14 protein-coding genes are annotated in these 17,568 nt (G+C 48.3%); 9 read left to right on the top strand and 5 right to left on the bottom strand.

The genetic code is table 11. The annotated features are described in order from the left end of the window. Window positions 1–2: 2 nt before the first annotated feature. Window positions 3–935 (bottom strand): ABC transporter permease, encoded by a 933-nt coding sequence (locus E6W40_RS03935; protein WP_136606819.1) that lies wholly within the window; start codon window positions 933–935, stop codon window positions 3–5. 313 nt (window positions 936–1,248) lie between these two features. Here E6W40_RS03935 and E6W40_RS03930 point away from each other — a divergent pair, with 313 nt between their 5' ends. After that, complete coding sequence (locus E6W40_RS03930) at window positions 1,249–2,133, top strand: carbohydrate ABC transporter permease (protein WP_136604287.1); 885 nt, start codon at window positions 1,249–1,251, stop codon at window positions 2,131–2,133. Window positions 2,134–2,216: 83 nt separating this feature from the next. Here the strand turns inward: E6W40_RS03930 and E6W40_RS03925 are convergent, their stop codons facing one another. Beyond that, entirely contained in the window at window positions 2,217–4,460 is a 2,244-nt protein-coding gene (locus E6W40_RS03925) for a helix-turn-helix domain-containing protein (RefSeq protein ID WP_136604286.1), read from the bottom strand. Window positions 4,461–4,625: 165 nt separating this feature from the next. Here E6W40_RS03925 and E6W40_RS03920 point away from each other — a divergent pair, with 165 nt between their 5' ends. The 7 genes from E6W40_RS03920 (at window position 4,626) to E6W40_RS03895 (ending at window position 12,446) form a co-directional block, all read left to right on the top strand. Continuing rightward, complete coding sequence (locus tag E6W40_RS03920; RefSeq protein WP_136604285.1) at window positions 4,626–5,621, top strand: LacI family DNA-binding transcriptional regulator; 996 nt, start codon at window positions 4,626–4,628, stop codon at window positions 5,619–5,621. 101 nt (window positions 5,622–5,722) lie between these two features. Further along, complete coding sequence (locus E6W40_RS03915) at window positions 5,723–7,132, top strand: tagaturonate reductase (protein WP_136604284.1); 1,410 nt, start codon at window positions 5,723–5,725, stop codon at window positions 7,130–7,132. A gap of 10 nt (window positions 7,133–7,142) precedes the next feature. Next, entirely contained in the window at window positions 7,143–8,630 is a 1,488-nt protein-coding gene (locus E6W40_RS03910; protein WP_136604283.1) for a UxaA family hydrolase, read from the top strand. Window positions 8,631–8,719: 89 nt separating this feature from the next. Further along, a complete protein-coding gene (uxaC, locus tag E6W40_RS03905; RefSeq protein WP_136604282.1) occupies window positions 8,720–10,120 on the top strand; it encodes a glucuronate isomerase in 1,401 nt (466 codons plus the stop codon). A gap of 14 nt (window positions 10,121–10,134) precedes the next feature. Then, complete coding sequence (locus tag E6W40_RS29900; protein WP_246072854.1) at window positions 10,135–10,902, top strand: alpha/beta hydrolase; 768 nt, start codon at window positions 10,135–10,137, stop codon at window positions 10,900–10,902. After that, on the top strand, window positions 10,903–11,604 hold the full coding sequence (locus E6W40_RS29895; RefSeq protein WP_246072852.1) for a rhamnogalacturonan acetylesterase: 702 nt from the start codon (window positions 10,903–10,905) through the stop codon (window positions 11,602–11,604). Further along, entirely contained in the window at window positions 11,601–12,446 is an 846-nt protein-coding gene (locus tag E6W40_RS03895; protein WP_246072850.1) for a sugar phosphate isomerase/epimerase family protein, read from the top strand. Before E6W40_RS29895 ends, E6W40_RS03895 begins: the two co-directional genes overlap by 4 nt. Window positions 12,447–12,567: 121 nt before the next feature. On the opposite strand, the gene E6W40_RS03890 is transcribed toward E6W40_RS03895, so the two are convergent. Beyond that, a complete protein-coding gene (locus E6W40_RS03890) occupies window positions 12,568–14,541 on the bottom strand; it encodes a stalk domain-containing protein (protein ID WP_136604280.1) in 1,974 nt (657 codons plus the stop codon). Window positions 14,542–14,838: 297 nt separating this feature from the next. On the opposite strand from E6W40_RS03890, the gene E6W40_RS03885 reads away from it, so the two are divergent. Beyond that, entirely contained in the window at window positions 14,839–16,239 is a 1,401-nt protein-coding gene (locus E6W40_RS03885) for a sialate O-acetylesterase (RefSeq protein WP_136604279.1), read from the top strand. Window positions 16,240–16,326: 87 nt separating this feature from the next. Here E6W40_RS03885 and E6W40_RS03880 read toward each other — a convergent pair whose 3' ends face one another. Both E6W40_RS03880 and E6W40_RS03875 read right to left on the bottom strand, forming a co-directional pair. Further along, window positions 16,327–16,779, bottom strand: coding sequence for an OsmC family protein (locus tag E6W40_RS03880; RefSeq protein ID WP_136604278.1), 453 nt, complete (start codon window positions 16,777–16,779; stop codon window positions 16,327–16,329). A 22-nt stretch (window positions 16,780–16,801) separates the two neighbouring features. Next, on the bottom strand, window positions 16,802–17,548 hold the full coding sequence (locus E6W40_RS03875) for an ABC transporter permease (RefSeq protein ID WP_136604277.1): 747 nt from the start codon (window positions 17,546–17,548) through the stop codon (window positions 16,802–16,804). Window positions 17,549–17,568 lie beyond the last annotated feature (20 nt).

Genomic DNA, 17,568 nt, shown 5'->3' with positions numbered 1-17,568 from the left:
TATTAGTACACGCCATCTTCCCCAAGTTTCTTGGCAAGCTTATTGGAGGCCATCACCAGAATCAGGCCCACTACGCCTTTGAAGAGACCCACGGTCGTACTGAAGCTTAACTGGCCATTTTTCAGACCGGCGGTGTAGATGTAGGTATCAAAAATTTCCGCAACCTCGCGGTTTAAGGAATTGAGCAGCAGATACATATGTTCAAAGCCCAGATCAAGCGTGCTGCCAATCTTCAGAATAAGGAGCGTAATGATAACTGGACGGATCGCAGGCAGTGTCACATGCCAGGTTTTTCGGAGCCGCCCTGCGCCATCCATCTCTGAAGCTTCATATAGCTGCGTATCTACGACCGTGATGGCCGCCAGGTAGATTATCGTTGACCACCCCAGCTCCTTCCATATGACTTGTCCGATATATACGGTCCGCAGCCATTCGGGTGAAGTCAGAAAGCTGATCTTGTGAAAGCCGAGTGCGGCAAGCCCTTCATTTAACACTCCGCCGTCTACTGTCATGAATACGTAGGTAATCGAAACGATGATGACCCATGACATAAAGTGAGGAATGTAGATGATCGTTTGAATCGCATTTTTAAACAGCTTGTGCCTGACTTCGTTCAACATTAAAGCCAGAATAATCGGAAGCGGAAAGAAGATGACAATATTCAGTGCAAATAGAACTAATGTGTTGCTCAGCAGCATGAAGAAGGTTGGTTCTGTAAACAAGCGGATGAAATGCTTGAATCCCACCCACGGGCTGCCCGTAATTCCTTGATAGGGCTGGTAATCCTGAAAAGCAATCACGAGTCCTCCCATCGGCAAATATTTGAAGATAATAAAATAAAGCACGCCAGGCAGAATCATAAGATACAACAGCTTATTCCGTTTTAGCCCTTCCAGATGTGTAAGACGTTCCTTTTTCGCGGGTTTAATGTTCATGTTCACTGCGGCAGTACTTGTATCCTTCACCAAGCCGACCTCCTTGTTGTTCTGTACGATTCCTAGCTTAGGCGGTTTTGGATATTCCGTACATAATCATTTCATGATAGCGATTACAAAACTGCATAACCACGCCGTTTATTACATCCTCATCTCATGTAATGATCACGATGCAAGATAATGATTATGTTCCTGATTCACAGAATTCATCCTCGGATTTGCCCGATCACCAACACCTCAGAACGTGATTATATACGTAACTCCTTCTCCTTGATAAAGTTGCCATGTAATCGACTACAAGGAGGACAAACACATGCCACAATCCTTACGAAAAAAAGAATCCACAGGCAGTATTCTATTTACCATTGTAAATACCACGTTATTGATCCTGATTGCTCTGGCTTGTCTCTTGCCCTTCATCAATGTACTGGTCAGCTCGTTTGCCTCAACCCAAGAAGTAGTGGCCAAAAAGTTTATATTATTTCCTACCACGTTCTCTTTGGATGCTTACCGGTATATTCTCTCTACGCCGACGATTTTTAAAGGATTGGGAGTTTCGATTGGAGTTACCTTAGCAGGTACGATCGTGAGTATGTTTTTAACAGCCCTCATGGCCTATGGTTTATCACGCCGGTATCTATATGGAAGAACTGCGATCAACTTTATTGTCGTATTCTCGATGCTTTTCAGCGGCGGAATGATCCCTACATTTCTGGTTGTCAAAAGCATGGGATTGATCGACTCCTATTGGTCCTTAATACTACCTGTCGCGATTAATGCCTTCAATATGATCATCATGAGAAACTTCTTCCAGGCGCTGCCGGACAGTTTGGAGGAATCGGCCAAAATCGACGGCTGCAATGATTTCGGAGTTTTCTTTAAAATCATGCTCCCGCTGGCGCTGCCATCGATTGCCACCATCTCTCTTTTCTATGGTGTGGCTTACTGGAACACCTATATGAACGCCATTCTCTATATTACAGACTCCAACAAATGGCCGATTCAGGTTCTGCTCCGTCAAATCGTTATTGTCTCCAGCGGTATGCAGGCAGAGAGCACATCCGTCGATGTGGTGCCTCCCGCTCAAACTATTAAAATGGCGGTCATCATGGTCGCAACGCTTCCGATGCTGATCGCCTATCCTTTTGTACAAAAACACTTCGTCAAGGGGGCTCTGCTTGGCTCGGTCAAAGGTTAAACTCTTTAAAAACAAAGAGGTCTTGGTTTCCGCGGTCTTTTTCTGCAGAAAACAAGACTTCTTCGTGATCCGGCATTGCTCTCCTACTGGGCCTGCTTCACTTTGCGGTAAGAGCCGGGAGTAACCTGCTCCTTCTTGCGGAATGATCGTATAAAGTTTTGGGAGTTATGGTACTGCAGACGTTCGGCGATATCCTTTATAGTCATATCCGTCTCAATCAGCCACTTTTTGGCCATTTCAAGCCGGTAATTCATCACATATTCACTGAACGTCATGCCAAACTCTTTCTTAAAAATGCTGCTCAAATAGTTGGGATTGTAATGAAGGCGGTCAGCTATCCACTCCAGCGAAAGCTCCTGATCGTATTCTGCCCGGACGATGGCAGCTATTTTTTCTGAAAGGGAACGGAACTGCTGATTGGTTTTTTCCTTCATGCTTTTGACCATCGGCAAAATGACTTCCTGCACCAATATGCGCTCAATTTCCTCCGGATTACGAATATCGAGCAGCCGGTGGTATAAAGCATGGTTATCCTGCGTCATCAGCACTTCTACACCCAAAAGCTGCTCCAATTGAATCAGATTATTCACAAAACGCACCAGCGCCACTTCAAAGTTCATGGAGTTTTTGTTCTTCGTCATCATTTGAGCCAGTAATGGATAGAGGAATCGCGGAACCTGTTCTTCGTCCCCTAACCGGATGGCATCAAACAGCTGGGACTCCAGCTCAGCCGGATAATGGAGAAGTACCGGGCCGGACACGACCATCGAAATATCTTCATAGAATATAATGGATTCCTTGCCTAAGTTTAAACGGTGATGCAGCGCTTGCTTGCTCATTTCACAGGCTTCCCTGCTTTCCCATAGATGCTCGTACGTTTGACTAATGCCAAAACTGACGGATACCTTCAGGTATTCCCTCACCGTTTTCATAATCGCCTTGGCATCATCCAGTACCTGCTTTCGGATCTCCTGTTCATTGCTTCCGGCGAACACCAGGATGGTCGCTTGCGTTTTGTCATTCAAAATAATCGGCAGCAGCCGCGACTCTTTCGGCACGATTTCTTCTATTATTTTGTTAATGGCCAAAAGCAGCAGGTCCTTATCAGACGCTTCACGGTCACCATAGCTGTCCATTTGGATCAGCATCGTTACATAACGGGGATCCCTGATTTTTTCATATCCAAAACGCGGCATGATCCGCTCCAGCTCTTCAGGTGAAATCCGGTTCCGGAACAGATTCAGAATCAATTGGGTTTCCAGCTGCGGCAGCTCAGCTTCAATGAGGCTCTCCAGATTTTCCTTTTCGGTGACAATCGTATCGATGGAGTGAAGAATCCATTCGACTTCATTTTTAAAGGATGAATGCGAATTTTTGGGCAGGCTCCGCTGAATTTGTTGTATGGGCTTATTAAAATAAACGGAGATCAGATAAGCGATCACAATAATAAATACCGTGATGACAAGTCCCATCATGATTAAACCGAATTTGGTCGTTACAAGCGCTCCCGAAATTTCCTTCTGATCCAGTAATGTGACATAAATCCAGTTGTTATAGGTGGATCTCGAGTAGATGGCTTTGACCGACTGGGATTTGGGGCTGCTGATCGTCACCATGCCTGTCCGGTGCTCTGTGCCGATCGAGGCCAAGATGCCTTGGAGCTGCTCCCGGGTTAGCCGTTTATCGTCTGGTCCTGTTTCATACATCAGATCTCCCTGCTTGTTCAGAATGAAAACAGGCGTGTTCTCTTCCGTTTTGAGCGTATGGTCGAGCGTTTGCAGTGAAATATCCGATAATGCTATCGCCTGCTTTTTCTTTGAAAACACAGGCAATGTGTTCACAAAACGGATGCCATTATTTGTTTTCATCCAAAATAATCCCCGGTCCTGACCGTTAATATAGGTTTCATATAAGTTCTTCCGGTCATTATCTGTCAAATAAGATAGCTTGCCGTCCGATATTTTCCAGCTCTGATCCAAGCTGATGAGTGAATATTCCGTTCCCTCAAGACCCATGGTGGCGATATAATTCAACTGCGTATTCACGTTACGATAGGCTTCAAAATCCTGTTCTGTAATAGGGTTCTTTACCACGGACTCAAACGAGCTGGTGGTGCTGTATGTATTGAAGGCGTACTCAATCGTTTGGATTTTCTGTTCCAGCGTGTTCTTCGTTTGGGAAATAAAGCTCTGCTTGCTATTCGCGACCCGCTCGATGACCGAATGGGTGGTATTTAGATAAATATAGCTTCCGAAACTGACGACAAGTCCGATTCCCAGTACAAGAATAGGAATGAAGGTTTTGTAAAACATGCGCCCTTTTTTCATCAGAAATGCTCCTTTAACCCGTTATCATTATCCAATTATAGCGTTTACATTATGAAGTTGACAAACATTTTTCACGTGTGCATTTTTATTGGAATTTCTTGACTTCGGAAAAATCAGAACTTAAACTGAAATCGTGAACAACATTATTTCTTACAAGAGGTCAAGATGATTACGATAAAAGATATTGCGCGCGTCGCCGGAGTTTCCCATACTACCGTGTCCAGAGCGTTAAACGGCAACCCGCTCATCAAGAAGGAAACCCGGGACAAAATTGAAAAAATTGCCGCCGAAATGAATTACATCCCCAATTACAGCGCCAAAAGTCTTGTGATGAAAAAATCGTATACGATCGGATTGTTCTTCTCCAGTATTGATCAGGGGACCTCCGCCAGCTTTCTCGTCGATGTCATCAAGGGGATCCATCTTGTCTTGGATGAAAACTACAGTCTGACGGTTCATGGGATAGACGGGATTCAGCATTTCGATGCAATTTTGCCCCAGCGATTTGATGGAATTCTGGTCATGAGCCAAAGTGACGCGGATAATGCCTTTATTTATCACGTCAAACAAATGGGCATTCCACTCGTCGTATTGAACCGTCATTTGGAGGATCCGGGCATTATGAATGTCGTGGCCAATGACCGCGCTGGCGTGAAGGAAGCCATGGATTATGCAATCACGCAGGGTCACCGGCGTTTTGCGATCATTGAGGGAAAAGCCGGCTTCAAATCATCAACGGAACGCAAGCAGGGCTTTATGGACAGCTTAATTGCCCACCGCCTTCCGCTCGTGCCTGAATATTTTGCAGCGGGGGATTATGGTGTAGAGAGCGGTTATGCGGCGATGTGCTCTTTACTCGCTCTCCCAGAGCCCCCCTCGCTCGTGTTCTGTGCGAATGATGACATGGCGATTGGTGCCATGAATGCTTGCTATGCCAAGGGAATTACGATTCCATCACAGCTGTCGCTGATCGGATTCGATGACATCTTATTTGCCCGTTACACGAATCCCGCTCTTACGACCGTTCATAAACCGGTTGCCGATATCAGCAAGCTGGGCACGACGAAGTTGATTGAGCTCATGCAAGAGCCGTCCGCCGTTACCGGGCAGCTGTTTGTAAAAACCGCATTCATGGTGCGTCAAAGCGTGGCCTCGGTATGACACCAAGCTCTTATAAGAAAAAGAGGTACTCCCTCTTTTTTTAAACAAAAATGTTAACGTGTGCAATATATCATAACTTCATGAAAAGGAGATTATGCAGGATGTCACAACAACTTTCTAAAAGCACTTATCCCGACTTCCCCTCTTATTCGGAGCGCATCATTCAATTTGGAGGCGGGAATTTCATGCGGGCTTTCGTAGACTGGCAGCTGCAGCAGATGAACGGCCAAGGGCTTTTTCTAGGCAGCGCCGTTGTCGTGCAGCCGACTGAACATGGGCTTGGCGGGCTGATGGCAAAGCAGGATTGTCTGTATACCGTGCTGTTAAACGGCATTTTCCAGGGCGAGCCCGTGAGTTCCCATGAAATTGTGACCAGCGTCAGTCGTGTGATTAATCCCTATACCCAATATGATGATTACTTGGCATTGGCTGAAGACGATGGGCTGGAGTTCATCACATCCAACACCACCGAGGCCGGGATTTCCTATCATGCCGGGGATCAATCAGGGGATATGCCTCCCCAAAGCTTTCCAGGCAAATTAACGGCGCTGCTGTTTAGGCGCTTCGAGCTCAAAAAAAAGGGATTCGTGATCATCCCCTGTGAATTGATTGACCGTAACGGCGAAAAATTGAAGCAGCTTGTACAGCAGTATGCGCAGGATTGGCAGCTTGGGGAAGCTTTTTCAACCTGGCTTGATGAGGAAAATACCTTTTGCTGCAGCCTGGTGGACCGGATTGTCCCTGGCTATCCGCGGAATACCGCCAAGGAACTGGAAATCGAGCTGGGATACCTGGACGAACTCATGGTCACCGCTGAGCCTTATCTCTTATGGGTCATTGAAGGTCCCGATTGGATGTCCGAACGGCTCCCACTTCATAAAACGGGGCTGAACGTGATTTTCACCGATGATATGACGACTTACCGGGAGCGAAAGGTTCATCTGCTAAACGGCCCTCATACGGCTATGGTGCCCCTTGGCCTGTTAGCAGGACTCGAAACCGTGGAGGAAATCATGCAGGATGAATGCTTTTCCCGTTTTGTGCAAGAGATCATGGAGAACGAGCTTGCTCCCATGCTGGATATGCCGCGGGAGAATGTTCTCTCTTACGCCAAGGACATTCAGGAGCGTTTTAAAAATCCCTATATCCGGCATGAATTAACGTCGATCTCGCTGAACAGCATTTCCAAGTTCAAAGCCCGTCTGTTGCCGGTTCTTCTCCGTTATCAGCGGGTAAAAGGAGAGCTCCCTCCCCTCATCAGCCTCTCCTTTGCCGCATTACTGCTTAGCTACCGGGGAGATCGATTGATCCGGCAGGATGTTCCCGAAGTTCTTGCAATCTTTGATAAAGCATGGGGCGTCCCTTCCTCCTTCGTCATCACAATTTTGAAAGAGGAACGTCTGTGGGGAGAAGACTTGTCGGCAGTTCCACATCTTGTCCAGGTGATCGGGGAGCATATCCATCAGCTGGATCATGCAGGCAGCCGTGCTGCCCTGCAACAACGGGTTTAGGAGGATTCATATGAAACTATGGCTGAAAATGAACCCCCGGGACACGGTCGCCGTTGCCTTACGACCTATTGCAGCCGGGGAACAAATGATTGTCGATGATCATGCACTTACCGCCGTTTCGGACATTCCGCAAGGTCATAAATTCGCGCTGATCCGCTTTGCACCCGGAGACATGATAACCAAATATGGTTACCCGATTGGTCATGCAACGGGTGCCGTTGAACCCGGTGAGTGGGTGCATACACACAACATTGCAACCAATCTGGCGGGAGAAGAAGAGTATGAATACAAGCCGGAACTACACCCGGTTACCTATCCGGTCCGGAGCTTAACCTTTGAGGGGTATCGCCGTACAAACGGCAAAGTCGGTATCCGGAACGATCTGTATATTGTCCCGACAGTTGGATGCGTAAATGGCATAGCCGAGCAGATTCTCCAGGAATTCAAAGCACGGCATCCTGATTTGGGGACTTTCGATAATATTACAATCCTCAAGCATCCATATGGCTGCTCACAGCTCGGCGACGACCATCGCCAGACCCGCAGCATACTGCTCGATGCGGTGAACCACCCTAACGTCGGCGGTGTATTGGTCTTCGGACTTGGCTGCGAGAACAATATCGTCACCGAATTTCGCAGTATGCTGGGAGATTACGATGAGGAGCGCGTGAAATTTTTGGTGGCGCAGGAGGTTGGCGATGAAATCGAGGCGGGGCTGAACCTGCTGGAAGAGCTCTACGTGACCGCACAAGGCGATCATCGTGAGCCGGTTCCCGTGAGTGAATTAAATGTAGGCCTGAAATGCGGCGGTTCTGATGGATTTTCCGGCATTACGGCCAATCCGCTGCTCGGTGCTTTTTCCGACTTTCTCATCTCGCAGGGTGGCTCAACGATCTTAACCGAGGTGCCAGAAATGTTCGGCGCCGAAAAGATGCTGATGGCACGCGCGCAAAACCAAGAAGTTTATCATGACATTGTTTCTTTGATTAATGATTTCAAGCAATATTTCCTGTCGTATGGTGAACCGGTATATGAAAACCCTTCCCCGGGCAATAAAGCAGGCGGCATCAGTACCCTGGAGGACAAATCGCTAGGCTGCACACAAAAGGCTGGCAGCGCGCCGGTAGTCGACGTACTGCAATACGGCCAGAAGCTTCGCAAAAAGGGACTTAGCCTGCTGCAAGCCCCAGGCAATGATCTCGTAGCCTCTTCCGCACTGGCGGCATCCGATTGCCATCTGGTTTTGTTTACAACCGGACGCGGCACGCCTTTTGGCAGCTTTGTCCCAACGGTGAAGATCGCGACCAACAATGAGCTGTTCGCCAAAAAAGGCCACTGGATGGATTTCAATGCCGGTCCGCTGCTGGAACAACCGATATCCGAGATTTTGGAGCAATTTATAACTTACATTATTGAGGTCGCCAGCGGCCGGAAGACCCGAAATGAACACAATGAAGTCCGCGAACTGGCTATTTTCAAAACCGGAGTGACTCTATAAGGGAATGTCTAACGGCGCTCTCATCGCAGACAGGACGCTATGTTCATTTTACCAATCCTAAAATCCCATCATGCAAAGGAGCCATCCATATGTTTTTAAACGATGACTTTCTATTATCTACTGACACAGCTCGTACCCTGTTCCATCAACATGCCAAGGATATGCCTATTATTGATTATCACTGCCATCTGGATCCGAAGGAAATTTATGAAAATAAGCATTTCCGCAATCTGACCGAGGCCTGGCTCTCCGGGGATCATTACAAATGGCGCCTCATGCGTGCCAATGGCATTCCGGAGTCACATATTACAGGCGACGCTTCAGATTACGATAAGTTTATGGCGTGGGCGGTAACCGTCCCCAAGACAGTAGGCAATCCCTTATACAGCTGGACGCATCTAGAGCTCCGTCGTTTTTTTGGTATCCATGAGCAGTTAAATGAGGAATCGGCACCACGAATTTGGGAGGAAGTCAATGCCAAGCTTGCTACCTCTGCATTTCAGCGCCGAAACATCATTAAGAATGCCAATGTCAGAATCGTTTGCACCACAGATGATCCCGCGGATTCCCTTGAATATCACCAGCTTCTGAAAAAAGAAGAGCAGGATTTCCAGGTACTTCCCGCGTTTCGTCCGGACAAGGCGCTAGACATCGATGCCCCTGGCTTCACCGACTGGCTGCGGCGTTTAGAACAGGCTACCGGAAAAGAGATTCTATCCTACGCATCCCTCGTAGATATTTTACAGCAGCGAGTAAACTTTTTTCATGAACAAGGCTGCCGGCTCTCCGATCATGCGCTGGATATTTTACGCTATCAAGCAGGGGATTCCGAAGCTGTGGAGAAGATTTTTGCTAAGAGACTTGCAGGGGTGGAATTATCCCAGGAGGAGATTTCCATCTACAGAACAGAGCTCTTAAGCACGTTGATCGGATTCTATCATGAAAAAGACTGGACGATGCAGCTTCATCTGCATGCTTACCGCAACAACAATACTCCGATGTTTAATCGGCTGGGACCGGATACAGGCTACGATGGTTTGAATGATTTGCCGCTAACCGGGTCATTATCACAGCTGCTCGACCGCGCCGAAAGCGGACCGGGGCTGCCAAAAACCATTCTCTATTCTTTAAATCCTAACGATTATCCTTCGCTGCTGGCATTAATGGGCTGCTATCAAAAAGACACGCCAGGTAAGCTGCAATTAGGCTCTGGCTGGTGGTATAACGATACCCGAAACGGCATGCGCCAGCAATTAACCTTATTTGCCGACAACAGCCTGCTCGCCCATTTCGTAGGTATGCTTACGGATTCCCGCAGCTTTCTGTCTTATACGCGCCACGAGTATTTCCGCCGGGTATTATGCGAGCTGATCGGTGAATGGACAGAACGCGGCGAAGCACCCGACGACATGGAATTGCTCGGTCAGATGGTAGAAGGCATCGCATATCACAACGCTTCGGTGTACTTTCGATTTCAATCCGCTGATTAAGGAGGAATACAAATATGCTGCAGGTTTGTCATTTCACGGACGGAGCATTGGAAGAACCTGTTTCCCGAAGCTCCTCTCTTCTCACTCTTTATCCGGTTGGTGAGACCAATAGAGAAATTCTCCCCTTTATACTCGTTCTGCCTGGAGGCGGATACCAAAACTTGGCTCATCATGAAGGCGAACCGGTTGCCAGGTGGTTAAACGGACTCGGTATTCATGCTGGCGTGCTCCATTATCAGCTTGATAATTTTGAGCCGGCTGCCTTGATTCAAGACGTGCAGGATGCAATCACCTGGGCCCGGCAAGCTCCTAAGGAATGGGCTATAAACCCGCAGCAGGTCGGTATGATTGGATTCTCTGCCGGCGGACATTTAGCTTCGATCACTGCCGTTACCGGAACCGCAAAACCGGATTTATTGCTGCTTGGATACCCTGTCATTACTTTCGAAGAGCCTTATACGCACCAAGGGAGCCGGCTGAATTTCTTGGGTGAACATCCGGAACCGGAGAAAATTCACTCCTTTTCTTCCGATCAGCAAGCAGGTTCCGCATCACCGCCAACCTTTATATGGACAACGGCCAACGACGCGGGTGTTCCAGTGGAGAACAGCCTGATGTTCGCAGGTGCACTGTCCAAAGCGGGAGTTCCTTTCGAACTGCATGTGTTTGAGGATGGCCGTCATGGCCTTGGGCTTTCAGATGACAATGCCCATTGCCAGCAATGGCTTGGCTGCTGCGCGAATTGGCTGCAACAACATCGCTTTGTAGAGCAGGGAATCTAAATGACGCATTCCCTGTTTATCGCTGGCGATTCCACCGCAGCTCGAAAGGAAGATTCCAAAAAACCGATGGCCGGCTGGGGAGAATATCTTCAGGGATACTTGGAGCCGTCCATTCGTGTAGACAACCGGGCGATTAACGGTCTCAGTACCAAATCTTTTCTCGCGGAGGGTCACTTTGCTGCCATAGAGCAAGAGCTTCAGCCTGAAGATTACGTCTTCATTCAATTCGGACACAATGATGAGAAAAAGGAAGATCCTTTGCGGTATACCGATCCTGCTGCAGAGTATCGTTACAACCTGCTGCATTTCATTGAATCGACCCGCCGCTGCGGAGGTATTCCCGTACTGCTGACCTCGGTCAGCCGGCGTCGTTTCACCATCGATGGGTTTCCGGATCCTTCTGCCGTTGGGCTTTACCCCGCTGCCATGCGAGAGGTAGCGAAGGAATCCGGGACCCCCCTGCTTGATATTTTCGCAGCATCACAACAGCTTTATCGAGATTTAGGACCTAAAGGATCACAGGAACTGTTCATGCATTTACCAGAGAAGGTGCATCCCAACTATCCCGAGGGCATTTCGGATGATACCCACTTTTCAGAAGAAGGTGCGCAGCGTATAGCCGGGCTTGTGATACAGGCGATTGCACAGTCCAGTGCGTTGTCTCATCTGCATAAAAAGCTCCGTGTGAAGGAGGCTGAATGATGAGTGTTCCGCTTCAATTGGGCATCCGTGCACATGATTTTGGGCAGATCCCGTTGCATGAGCTGACTTTAAAGCTTCAGAAATATGGACTTTCATATATTCAATTCGCCTTAAAAAAATCCTTTCCCGAAAGCGCTCCCCGTCTGTCTGCCCTGAGCCCAGGTACGGCCGCTCACTATGGCGAAGCGTTCCGACAGGCGGGAATTCGGATTGCAGTGCTTGGATGTTATGTCAATATTGTGGACTCCGTTCCACATAAGCGTGAGGAGGCATTGTCTGATTTCAACACCCATTTGCGTTTAGCAAGAGATTTTGGCGCCAGTCTGGTAGGCACGGAAACAGGCAGTGTGGGAAATGGCTATACGTCAGACAACTTTACGGAGGATGCATTTCAGAAGGTTATTGCTTCTGTGAGGGTCATGGTTGCGGAAGCCGAGCGTTTTGGCGTGACGGTGGGTATTGAAGCCGGCTTGAATCATCCCCTGCATACGGCTCCATTGACCCGCAGACTTCTCGATTTGGTCCCTTCACCTAATCTGCAGGTTATTCTGGACTGTGCCAACCTCATGAGTCCAGACAATTACTTGGAGCAAGAATCAGTGATCGAGGAAGCACTTGAGATTCTGGGCAACCGGATTGCCGTGATCCACCTCAAAGACTTTGAGATGAAGGAAGGCCGCATTCATATCGTCCCTGTCGGTCAGGGCTTGCTTCAATTCGCACCGATTCTTCGTTATATGAAATATCAGCGTCCTCATATTCAAGGCATTCTGGAAAGTACTCCCGAGATGCATCTGGAAGAAAGCATTGCTTTTTTGAAGGGGATGTATGAAAAAGTGTAATGAATAAGTGCTTAAACAAGCAAAAAAATCGCCTTTTACAGGAATGGTGCGAAGGATCATCCATTCCAGCAAAGGGCGATTTCATTATTAAATACAATCTATGAAGGTTGTATACTATCCATTACATAATAATCAATATAACTTTGCCATCCACGAAAGAAACGACGTCGAAATTAGAGTAACCCCACGTTTCGATGGTTTTGCCTCCACCGGACGTAATATCCTTGGCCACAGGATTCCCCCAGGAGAGCTGTACTTGTTCTTTGGTCATCCCGAGAGAAACGCTGCCTGCTTTGATCTGTTTCCAGACGGATGCAGACCATTTGAATTTTTGATAAGGGTCGTAATTTAATAACGAAGATCGGTCCGCAAACAGCTGCATAACTTCTGACGAATTCATGGAGTAGCTTCTCAGTGTCTGACCCGCACCCGATTTGAATACAATGGAGAACTCTCCTTTGTCGTCTGGCAGCACATCCGTTACCGTAATCTTAGAGAAACGTTCCCAGCCCTCAAAATCATTCACCCAGTAGGTCTTACCGATAAATTTGGCTAGGCTGCCCTGCATCGCTTTTTTGATTAATCCTGCAGTTTCCGAGGATACGATGGTCATGCTGGCATCTCCAAAAGAAATCTGTGCTTGCTTCCATTTGGCATCCCAGCTCACGTTTGCCCCTAGCGCATCGGTCAACAGAGAGGCAGGAATGAGCAGTTCTCCCTTATCAAGGATAGGAGAAGCCTTTAACCGGATCATATTTCCGTTTAGTGAAGCTTGACTGCTGCCCGCTTTGAATGAGATCGCCGTCTCACCGAACTTTGCATCCATGCCTTCGCTTCCGCCTGAAACAGTGCCTCCCAGCGCCTGGATAGCAGCTTTGGCTGGAACAAATATATTGCTATTTACCTGCTTAGCATATTTTAGATTATTACGGAGACTGGTGGATACCGTTACTGTACTGGATACTCCACTTGAAGTTACGGTGACCTGTGTCTTGCCAACTCCAGCCGCTTTCAACGTTCCGTCCGGCTGCAATTTCATCAGGTATGGTTTTTCGACATCCACCTTGGCATCCCTAACGGGGACCTTAATCTTCGCTTTGTTCGAATAGGTTTCCTGGATGTCCACCTTCAAGCTGTCCCCTACAAAAGGCTTTGTATCGGATATTGAAACCGCCAAGTCCGTAACGACCGGCACATCAATCGGCGAAATGTCCCCATCTTTGTACAATACCCAGCTCCCGTCGTTACGCTGGGCGTAAATCCCTTCGGACAAATCATCTTTATACGAATCCACAGCGGTTTTTACGATTCCGCTAAGACTGGCTATTGGGTCCTTAAGCTTCCAGCGATCCTTATATTCTCCCGTCACCCACACTGTACCATCCTTAAGCGTAACGATGAGGGCATCCGTAGGATATCTTGAAACATACACCATATGAACAGCATCCTCTGCGACTGTGACCGGTATAATGCGGCCGTTATCATCAAAGTTGGATGTTTCATAGACAACAATTTTACCGCTGTCATACAGCAAGGCAACACGTCCATCATGAACCGCCATAGACTTGATTGAAGATGCTTGCTCCACCATGCCAAGCTTTTTGAACTGTCCTGGTTTGTAAGGTTCTTCAAAGAGCACATCTCCATTGGAAGACAACGCTGCAAAATTCTTATCGCCATCAGCAATGAGCAATATGCTGTTGAGATTTTTCAATGGCTTGTCTCCGGACCATACTGTACCGTCCGTCTTCAGCCAGTAGCTTCCTGAAACCTGCTTCACCCCTGTCTTGCCTTCGAGAACATCCGGAGCACCAAATTCCCATGAAATCAACCGGCTATCCCGGGTTATTCCCATACCATGATACACATTGCCACTAATTGCAGATATGGTTCCGGGTGTATGGATGATTCGAGCCCCGTCGATCGTGGACCACATCGAACCATCACTCATTAAATAGGTATCCTTCCCGGCGATGTCTTTAATCTGGAGCTGGCTTTCTTCAGCATAGGCTGTGCCTGTTGTCCAATTGATTAAACTGAATCCACAAAATACGCTAATCAGAGCGATAAAAAATAATGTCTTCTTCAACTTCATGACCTCTCTTTTTCTCTAATACAAGCAAATTTTTCCAAACATTTTGTTGATTTCGACAACTTCCTTCTTATTCCTTCTTCTTTCTAAAATATAAAAATGAAAGGGAAATCTCGTTGATCAAAACAAAATCCGCTAAATATTTCCGGGGAAATTGTCACATGGTTGAATAAATCTATTTTCGACGGGATGGTTTGGTTCTATCAAGCAGGAATCCGGCAGCCAAAGTAGAAAAGAAAAAGCAGATGATTAACGAATTAACGCTGCTGCAGCTGCGATAAAGGAGTTGTTACATAACGGATGCATCATCAAATCGGCGTTACTATTGAGCAAGGGCCTCAGCCGTGGACCATCATTCAGCAACAAGAAGGCTTTGCCTCTTTAGAGCTTCACGGAGCCTGGAACCCACCTGGGGATGGGAGTACGTATGGCCAGGTATATGTAAGGATTGTTAAGGAGGACTCCTCAGAAAATGTGATGGGATGGACTCCTGCCCTGACGGATCAGGCATCGCATACATGGTCGCTCCACCTGGTGAATATTCCGGCCGGCGGCTTGTACCGCCTGGAAACCTCTCTTCAGATGGACGGCAAAGCTGCAATGGAATGGTTTACGCGCGGCGACATGGTCCATCACCTCGGCGTAGGCGATCTCTGGGTCATTGCCGGGCAGAGCAATGCCGCAGGTTATGGCAAAGGTCCTGTAAACGACCCGCCCGAACTCGGAATCCACCTGTTTCGTCATAACGGGCAATGGGATCTGGCAACACATCCTTTTAACGATTCGACTCAGTCCCTTCATATGGAGAACCGGGAGAACGCCAATCCGGGTCATTCCCCGTTTCTCTCCTTCGCCCGGATCGTCAAAAGGGAAACGGGATGGCCAATCGGTTTAATCCCGGTGGCTCACGGCGGTTCTCCGCTCAGTAAATGGAACCCCGAGGAGGATGGCATGTTGTACCGGGTGATGATGGATACGATCCTGTCCACTGGCGGCAATATTCGCGGCATCCTATGGTATCAGGGCTGTACAGACTGTACACCGAAGGAGTCGCCGACGTATTTATCCCGTTTCCGCACAATGGTCGAATCGATCCGGAGAGATTTGGGCCAAGATACACTACCGGTACTGACAGTTCAACTGAACCGTCATACCTCGTCCAATCCGTCGACAGAAGGAGATATATCCTGGGGAACGCTACGTGAGCATCAGCGCCTGGCCGCTCACGAAATTCCTCATGTGACGGTTATTCCGGCTCTCGACTGCCCGCTCTCGGATGAAATTCATAATAGCCCGGCGGGTAATCTTCTGATCGGTGAGCGGTTAGCACGTGCTGCCCTGTCGGAGGTTTATGGTATGCCTGTTCACTATCAGGCTCCGGAAATCCAATCCGCAAGGCTGCTTCCGGTAGTATCACAGGATATAGCAATCCTTGAGATTGCCTTTAATCATGTCAAGGGCAATCTCCTGGCAACCGGTCCACTCCAACCGGTCTTCACCGTAGAGGATGAAGAAGGTCTGCTTCATGCATCTGAATGTACCCTTACCGGCCCCAATACCATCCAAGTTCAGCTAAATCGCAGCGTGAGAGGCCATGCCTGCTTACATGGTGCCTTTGAGGAGAATCCTACCGCTCATCTACCTCTGGACAATGCGACGTATCTGCCGATGCTTGCATTCTATCAATTTCCGATAGAATAACAGACCGTTAGATGACCGCTAAAAGAATAAAGAGATGGCTTCTGATTGGATCAGATGCCATCTCTTTTATGTATTCGCGGTTTGTGATTACATACAGCAATTTCCGCCTTCTAAAGTGCAGCTTGTGCCGGTATGCACAGCTGCATCCGGTTCAGCCTCTCTATAACTGATTGCAATATGAGGCCCCACGGTCCGCAAAACCTTGCAGTTGCTTTTGACATGCGCAAGCAGTTCTGCTTTCTGCTGTGCGGTCAGATCCCCTGCAAAGGTCACTCTAAAATCAATCGCAGATATATCGCCTTGATCATCTACCGTATCCTCAGCCGTTACGGAGACATCCGTCAGAAGAAGCTCCTTCTGTTCCGCGTACCGGAGCAGTGTCATCACCGAGCATGACGATAATCCAACAAGCCAAAGTTCGGTGGGGCGAAAGCCCATGTTGCCGCCTCCCCGTTCTACGCTTTGGTCAATCGTAACGGTACGGCTCTGAGCATGGGCCAATTGTAAAAATCGACTCACCCGTTCAACAAATACCTTCATATCTTCCCCCTATATGCTTGTTTTACGCCTTCGACTCCCAGGAAGCAAACCGCTTCTTCAGCGGATGAATGAGAACAAATTCGAAGAACATCGCCAAAATACCGATGGTAATAATCCCGACCATCACCAGTGGTGAATTGCCGATCTGCCCGCTGGATGAGATTAGCCAGCCGATTCCTGAACTTCCCCCAATCATTTCCGCCGCTACAAGGGAGCGCCAGGCGATCCCGAAGCCGACCACGATTCCGGTGAACGCAGACGGCATGACCTCCGGTAAATACACATGCCAGGCCAGTTGAAGCCGGCTTGCGCCAAGTGTCTGGGCTGCGCGGATATGCGTTATTTTAATGCGTTCCATGCCCTGAATGACATTGACGACAATCGGGAAAAAGGCAGCGATCACAATGACTGCGATCATCGGCGCATTTCCCAGATCCAGCATCAATATCAGCAGCGGGGCCCAGGCCATTGGCGGCGTTGCTTGGAACAGCGCCACCATCGGTGTCAAGAACTGCCGGAAAGCTTTACTGATGCCTGCGAGCAGCCCCAATACAAATGCCGACACAGCTGCGATCACAAAGCCAAAGAACAAACGGTACAGGCTGATCCCGATATGATGATAATAGTCCGGCGACATAAGCTGTTTCTTCAGCTCCAGCAAGGTACGCCAGGGTCCCGGAAAAATAATGGGCGGGTAATGGCGTGCCGCGAGCATCCAGACCACGATAATAAAAGGGACGGCAAGAATGCCAAAATGAAATTTTTTCATATCTTTCCCCCTGCCTTCGT

The organism is Paenibacillus dokdonensis, assembly GCF_004916975.1.
Classification (GTDB): domain Bacteria; phylum Bacillota; class Bacilli; order Paenibacillales; family Paenibacillaceae; genus Paenibacillus_AQ; species Paenibacillus_AQ dokdonensis.
Note: the sequence above shows the minus strand (reverse complement) of the source record. Positions and strands in the feature narration are given on the sequence as shown.